5 protein-coding genes are annotated in these 6,167 nt (G+C 64.0%); 3 read left to right on the forward strand and 2 right to left on the reverse strand.

Annotated elements, in window-relative coordinates; all coding sequences use genetic code 11:
• Positions 1 to 13: 13 nt before the first annotated feature.
• Together VMP31_RS03510 and lnt are read left to right on the forward strand one after the other, a co-directional pair.
• A complete protein-coding gene (locus VMP31_RS03510) occupies positions 14 to 853 on the forward strand; it encodes an HlyC/CorC family transporter (protein ID WP_325504122.1) in 840 nt (279 codons plus the stop codon).
• Between the two features lie 152 nt (positions 854 to 1,005).
• Positions 1,006 to 2,526, forward strand: coding sequence for an apolipoprotein N-acyltransferase (gene lnt / locus VMP31_RS03515; RefSeq protein ID WP_325504124.1), 1,521 nt, complete (start codon positions 1,006 to 1,008; stop codon positions 2,524 to 2,526).
• A 119-nt stretch (positions 2,527 to 2,645) separates the two neighbouring features.
• Here lnt and VMP31_RS03520 read toward each other — a convergent pair whose 3' ends face one another.
• Together VMP31_RS03520 and VMP31_RS03525 are read right to left on the reverse strand one after the other, a co-directional pair.
• Entirely contained in the window at positions 2,646 to 3,413 is a 768-nt protein-coding gene (locus VMP31_RS03520; RefSeq protein WP_325504126.1) for a YdcF family protein, read from the reverse strand.
• Between the two features lie 330 nt (positions 3,414 to 3,743).
• The gene (locus tag VMP31_RS03525; RefSeq protein WP_325504128.1) at positions 3,744 to 4,184 is read right to left on the reverse strand and encodes a hypothetical protein; all 441 of its coding nucleotides are present in this window, start codon (positions 4,182 to 4,184) and stop codon (positions 3,744 to 3,746) included.
• Positions 4,185 to 4,388: 204 nt separating this feature from the next.
• Between VMP31_RS03525 and leuS the strand changes: the two genes are divergently transcribed.
• On the forward strand, positions 4,389 to 6,167 hold a 1,779-nt coding region (leuS, locus tag VMP31_RS03530; RefSeq protein WP_325504130.1), incomplete at its 3' end, for a leucine--tRNA ligase.

Raw genomic sequence — 6,167 nt, forward strand, 5'->3', positions numbered from 1 at the left:
CTGAGTAACCACCATGAGCGAAGACCGATCGAGCAACGAGCAGAAGTCCTGGTTTAACAGACTGACCCAGGCTTTTGCTCATGAGCCGAAGAACCGCAAGGAATTGCTGGAAGTGCTGCGCGAAGCGCATCAGAACAAGCTGCTCGACAGCGAAGCACTGGCCATCGTCGAAGGTGCAATTCAGGTCGCCGACCTGCAAGTTCGCGACATTATGGTGCCGCGCTCACAGATGATGAGCATCAAGGCCAACCAGACGCCCAAGGAATTTCTGCCCTCGATCATCGAAGCCGCGCACTCGCGCTACCCGGTGGTTGGCGAGAGCCTCGACGATGTCATCGGCATCCTCCTGGCCAAGGATCTGCTGCCGCTGATCCTCTCGGGCGAACAGCCCAACTTCAATATCAAGGACCTGCTGCGCCCGGCCACCTTCGTGCCCGAGTCCAAGCGCCTCAACGTGCTGCTGCGCGAGTTCCGCGCCAACCACAACCATATGGCCGTGGTCATCGATGAGTACGGCGGCGTCGCGGGCCTGGTGACCATCGAGGACGTGCTTGAGCAGATCGTCGGCGATATCGAGGACGAGCATGACGTCGAGGAAGACAGCTATGTCAAACCGCTGCCCTCGGGCGACTTCCTGGTCAAGGCGCTGACCCCCATCGACAGCTTCAACGAATCCTTCGACAGCGAGTTTTCCGATGATGAATTCGACACCGTCGGCGGCCTGGTGATGAGCGCCTTCGGCCACCTGCCCAAGCGCAACGAAGTCACCGACATCGGCGGCTTCCGCTTCCGCGTGATCAGCGCCGACAGCCGGCGGATTCACCTGCTGCGCTTGACTCCGCTGCGCAGCTAAGGCCCTGCGCGCCTTTGTAGGAGCCAGCTTGCTGGCGATCAGCGGCGAAGAAAATCGCCAGCAAGCTGGCTCCTACAGCGACTGCATCCGCCTTCCCCCCTTCCGCATTCCCCTCTACCCTTGCGCCACCCCAATCCAAGGATCTGCATGCAATGCACTGGATAACCCGACCTGGCTGGCCCGGCAACCTGATCGCCCTGCTCGCAGGGGCCATTACCCCACTAGCACTCGCGCCTTACGACCTGTGGCCGCTGGCCCTGCTGTCCATCGCCCTGTTCTACCTCGGCCTGCGCGACCTCAGCCCGCGCCAGGCAGCGCTGCGCGGCTGGTGCTATGGCTTCGGCTTGTTCGCCGCCGGCACCAGTTGGGTCTATGTGAGCATTCACGACTACGGCGCGGCCTCGCCGCCCCTGGCCGCCTTCCTCACCCTGCTGTTTGTCGCCGGCCTCGGCCTGCTGTTCGCCCTTAGCGCCTGGGTCTGGACCCGCTGGCTGCGCCGGGTCGAAGCGCCGCTGGCCGACGCCCTGGCTTTCGCCGCCCTGTGGCTGGCCCAGGAGGCCTTTCGCAGCTGGTTTCTCACCGGCTTCCCCTGGCTGTATGCCGGTTACAGCCAACTCGACGGCCCCCTGGCCGGCCTGGCCCCGCTGGGTGGCGTCTGGCTGATCTCGCTGGTGCTGGCCCTGAGCGCCGCGCTGCTGGTCAACCTGGCGCAGCTGCGCGCACGCAAGGCCTTTCTCGCCACCGGCATCCTCTTGCTGCTAACCCCCTGGATCGCCGGCCTGGCCCTCAAGGGGCACGCCTGGACCCAGCCCGCTGGCGAACCCATGACGGTAGCCGCGGTACAGGGCAATATCGAGCAGAACCTCAAGTGGGACCCGGCGCAGCTCAACGCACAGCTGGCGCTGTACCGTGACCTGAGCCTCAACGCCACACCGACCGACCTGATCGTCTGGCCGGAAACCGCCGTACCGGTACTCAAGGAACACGCCCTTGGCTACCTCGGGGCGATGGCCGAGTTTGCCAACCAGCGCCAGGCAGCGCTGATCACCGGAGTACCGATCCGCCAGGCCAACGAGCGCGGCGAGCTGCGTTATTACAACGCCATCAGCGTGGTTGGCCTGGGCAGCGGCGACTACCTCAAACAGAAGCTAGTGCCCTTCGGCGAGTACGTGCCGCTGCAGGAGGTGCTGCGCGGCCTGATCGCCTTCTTCGACCTGCCCATGTCGGATTTCGCCCGCGGCTCGGCCGCACAGCCGCTGCTGGAAGCCCAGGGCTACCGGATCGCCGCCTATATCTGCTACGAGGTGGTCTACCCCGAGTTCGCCGCCGGCCTCGCCGCCCAGAGCGACCTGCTGCTGACCATCAGCAACGACACCTGGTTCGGCCGCTCCATCGGTCCGCTGCAGCACCTGCAGATGGCGCAGATGCGCGCCCTGGAGGCCGGCCGCTGGATGATTCGCGCCACCAACAACGGCGTCACCGCGCTGATCGACCCTTACGGCCAGATCACCGAGCAACTGCCGCAGTTCGAGCAGGGCGTGCTGTATGGCGAGGTAGTGCCCATGCAGCAGCTGACGCCCTACCTCTACTGGCGCGGCTGGCCACTGCTGATTCTCTGCCTGCTGCTGTTTACCTGGGCTCTACTGGCCAACCGTATGGCGAAGACGCTGTAGCCTGTAGGCTTAGCCCAGATAAGCCTTGGCGCAATCCGGGAGTGCGACCCCGGATTGCACCGCGTTCCGCGGCCTGCTCTATGAATCTAGGCGGGCTACAAGCCGCCGTTGTTTACCGCTTATCCCCGCCCATACACCAAACGATACGCCCACAACCCAACGGCCTCGTTAAGTAGCAGGCCGTTCTGCCAGAGCGCCTTGCCTTCCGGCAGCCAGCCGCCCGCCGGACGGCCGTTGGCCACGCCGAGAAAGCCCATGGGCGCACTCAGTACCTCAAACCCGACCTGCTCGAAACACCAACGCGCCCTGGGCGAATGCCAGGCCTGGGTGACCAGCAGCACCCGCGTGATGCCTTCTTTGCGCAGGATGTCGGCGCTGTAGGTCGCGTTCTCCCAGGTGGTACGGCTTAGCCCTTCTTGCCAGCGCACCCTGACTCCGTAATCGCGCGCCAGCACATCGGTCATCAATGCCGCCTCGCTTGGCGGCGCGCCGTAATGCAGCCCGCCACTGACCAGCAGCGGCAGCCCGGAAGCCTTGGCCAGGCGCGCGGCATAGCGCACCCGTTCCAATGCCATCAGGCTGGGCTGATCGCCGCCCCAGGCCGGGTCATTCTGCTCACGCCCGCCGCCGAGCACGACAATCGCCTGCGCCTGCTCGGCCAACTGCGCCCACTGCAATTCGGCCAGGGCCGGCTCGCTTTCCAACTGCCGCGCCGACCATTCCACCATCACCGGCAGGCTCATCAGCCACAAACCACCCAGCGCCAGGCTGAAGCAGGCCGTCGCCAGCCGCGGCGCACGTCGGCGCAACCACCAGGCGATCAGCAACAGCAGCAGAAAAATGCCCGGCGGCATCAACAGTTGTTTAAGGATGTAGCGAATCGGCATCAAGCACCTCCAGAGGTGCGCGAAGCCTAACAGGGCGTTGAAAAACTACCTACGCTGCCCCTCTTCTTGAAAAGACAGGGGGCGTTAAAAACAGGCTCACAGCCAAAGGCTGAACGTGCTTTAGCACGGCCCCGAAGGGGTGAGCGAAGCGAATAAAATGCTCACGTACTACTCGAGCCCAGTCCGCTTTTGACTCACTACGTTCGCCCTGCGGGCCAGCCTGCGGCTGTTACTCCGCTGCGCTGCGTAGCGCCTGTTTTGACCAGCCGGAGGCTGTTACTAACGTAGCGCCTTGCCTCGGCGGCCTCGCCTACGTTTTTCAACGGCCTGTTAACGGGGATTGCTCGCCCGGAACAGTTGCGAGCCGCAGGTTCGGCACGCCTGCACGCCCTGCCCTAGGTGGCCGCTGGCCAGGGTTCCGCAGAGCGCACAGCAGAGACGCGGTTGGCGGCGTAACAGCGGCTTGGCGCTCGGTAATGAGGTCACGACTTTCGACATTGGCCGGGCGACCTTGCGCCGAACCTGCATCTGTTCGATCTGCGCCATTTCCTGGGCCGCCGCATGCCAGCCGCGCAGCCAGTCGAGATCGCGATTGAGGTAGGCGCGGATCAGCTCTATTTCGGCCGCCGTCAGATCCCGCAATTCCAGCTCCTGCGGTGACTCGGCCGCCAACCCGCTCAGGCTGTCGGCCTCCTCCAGCGCCAGGGCAAGGCGTTGCAATAGCCGTTCGTAGAGTCCGCCGCCAGTTCCTGCACGCCTTAATTCGCCCATCCATTCACCTCACGACGGGCCCCTTTCACGCAGCCCATATAACAAGCTTAGCGGCCGCCCTTCAAGCAGCGCCGCGCCGCGACAAACGGCGGTTCTGCGGGCCTTGCCGCCCGCTCAGCAGTGCAATCAGGGTTTCCCTCAGCAAGGGGGGGTCATGTATGCTACGGCGTTTTCCGCAAGCCCCTATTTTTAGCGCCGGTAGCCATGCACGAACAGTATCAGCCACGTGAAATCGAAGCCGCTGCGCAGTCCCACTGGGACTCGCAACAATCCTTTGTAGTGAGCGAGCAGCCAGGTAAAGAGACCTTCTATTGCCTGTCGATGTTCCCCTACCCGAGCGGCAAGCTGCACATGGGCCATGTGCGCAACTACACCATTGGTGACGTGATCGCCCGCTATCAGCGCATGCAGGGCAAGAATGTGCTGCAGCCGATGGGCTGGGATGCGTTCGGCATGCCGGCGGAAAACGCCGCGATGAAGAACAAGGTCGCGCCCGCCAAGTGGACCTACGAGAACATCGAGTACATGAAGACCCAGCTGAAAAGCCTGGGCCTGGCAGTCGACTGGACTCGCGAAGTGACCACCTGCAAGCCGGATTACTACCGCTGGGAGCAGTGGCTGTTCACCCGCCTGTTCCAGAAGGGCGTGATCTACCGCAAGAACGGCACCGTCAACTGGGACCCGGTGGACCAGACCGTACTGGCCAACGAACAGGTTATCGACGGCCGCGGCTGGCGCTCCGGTGCAGTGATCGAAAAGCGCGAAATCCCCATGTACTACTTCAAGATCACCGCCTACGCGGAAGAACTCTTGAGCAGCCTGGACGATCTCGATGGCTGGCCGGAACAGGTCAAGACCATGCAGCGCAACTGGATCGGCAAATCCCGCGGCATGGAAGTCAGCTTCCCCTACGACCTGGCCTCGATCGGCAGCGAAGGCAAGCTGAACGTCTTCACCACCCGCCCCGACACCCTGATGGGCGCGACCTATGTCGCCGTCGCGGCCGAGCACCCGCTGGCTGCCATCGCTCTGGAGCGCCTCGCCGCCGACAAGGCCGCCGAGCTGCAAGCCTTTATCGACGAATGCAAAAGCGGCAGCGTCGCCGAAGCCGATGTCGCCACCCAGGAAAAGAAAGGCCTACCCACCGGCCTGTTCGTCGAACACCCGCTGACCGGCGAAAAACTCCCGGTATGGGTCGCCAACTATGTGCTGATGCACTACGGCGACGGCGCGGTCATGGCCGTACCGGCCCACGACGAGCGCGATTTCGAGTTCGCCCATAAATATGGCCTGCCGCTCAAAGCGGTGGTGCGCACCGCCGCCGGCGACGAAACCCCAGCGCCCTGGCAGGACGCTTACGGCGAGCATGGTCAACTGATCAACTCCGGCAAGTTCGACGGCCTGGACTTCCCTGGCGCGTTCGACGCCATCGAAGTGGCCCTGCTCGACAAAGGCCTGGGCAAGTCGCGCACCCAGTTCCGCCTGCGCGACTGGGGCATCAGCCGCCAGCGCTACTGGGGCTGCCCGATCCCGATCATCCATTGCGACAGCTGCGGCGACGTACCGGTGCCGGAAGACCAGCTGCCGGTGGTGCTGCCCGAAGAGGTGGTGCCGGACGGTGCCGGCTCGCCATTGGCGCGCATGCCGCACTTCTACGAATGCACCTGCCCGACCTGCGGCGCACCGGCCAAGCGCGAAACCGACACCATGGACACCTTCGTCGAATCGTCCTGGTACTTCGCCCGCTACGCCTCGCCGCACTACACCGGCGGCATGGTCGACCCGGTCGCGGCCAACCACTGGCTGCCGGTGGATCAATATATCGGCGGTATCGAACACGCGATCCTGCACCTGCTGTATGCGCGCTTCTTCCACAAGCTGATGCGCGACGAGGGCCTGCTGTCCTCCGACGAGCCGTTCAAGAACCTCCTGACCCAGGGCATGGTGGTGGCCGACACTTACTACCGCGTGCTGGAAAACGGC

Source organism: Pseudomonas sp. (assembly GCF_035512415.1).
Lineage (GTDB): Bacteria > Pseudomonadota > Gammaproteobacteria > Pseudomonadales > Pseudomonadaceae > Aquipseudomonas.

What these genes read in the sequence shown, in the direction of transcription:
- lnt (WP_325504124.1), top strand. Translation starts at nt 1,006, where the DNA reads ATGCACTGGATAACCCGACCTGGCTGGCCCGGCAACCTGATCGCCCTG.
- VMP31_RS03510 (WP_325504122.1), top strand. Translation starts at nt 14, where the DNA reads ATGAGCGAAGACCGATCGAGCAACGAGCAGAAGTCCTGGTTTAACAGA.
- VMP31_RS03520 (WP_325504126.1), bottom strand. Translation starts at nt 3,413, where the DNA reads ATGCCGATTCGCTACATCCTTAAACAACTGTTGATGCCGCCGGGCATT.
- VMP31_RS03525 (WP_325504128.1), bottom strand. Translation starts at nt 4,184, where the DNA reads ATGGGCGAATTAAGGCGTGCAGGAACTGGCGGCGGACTCTACGAACGG.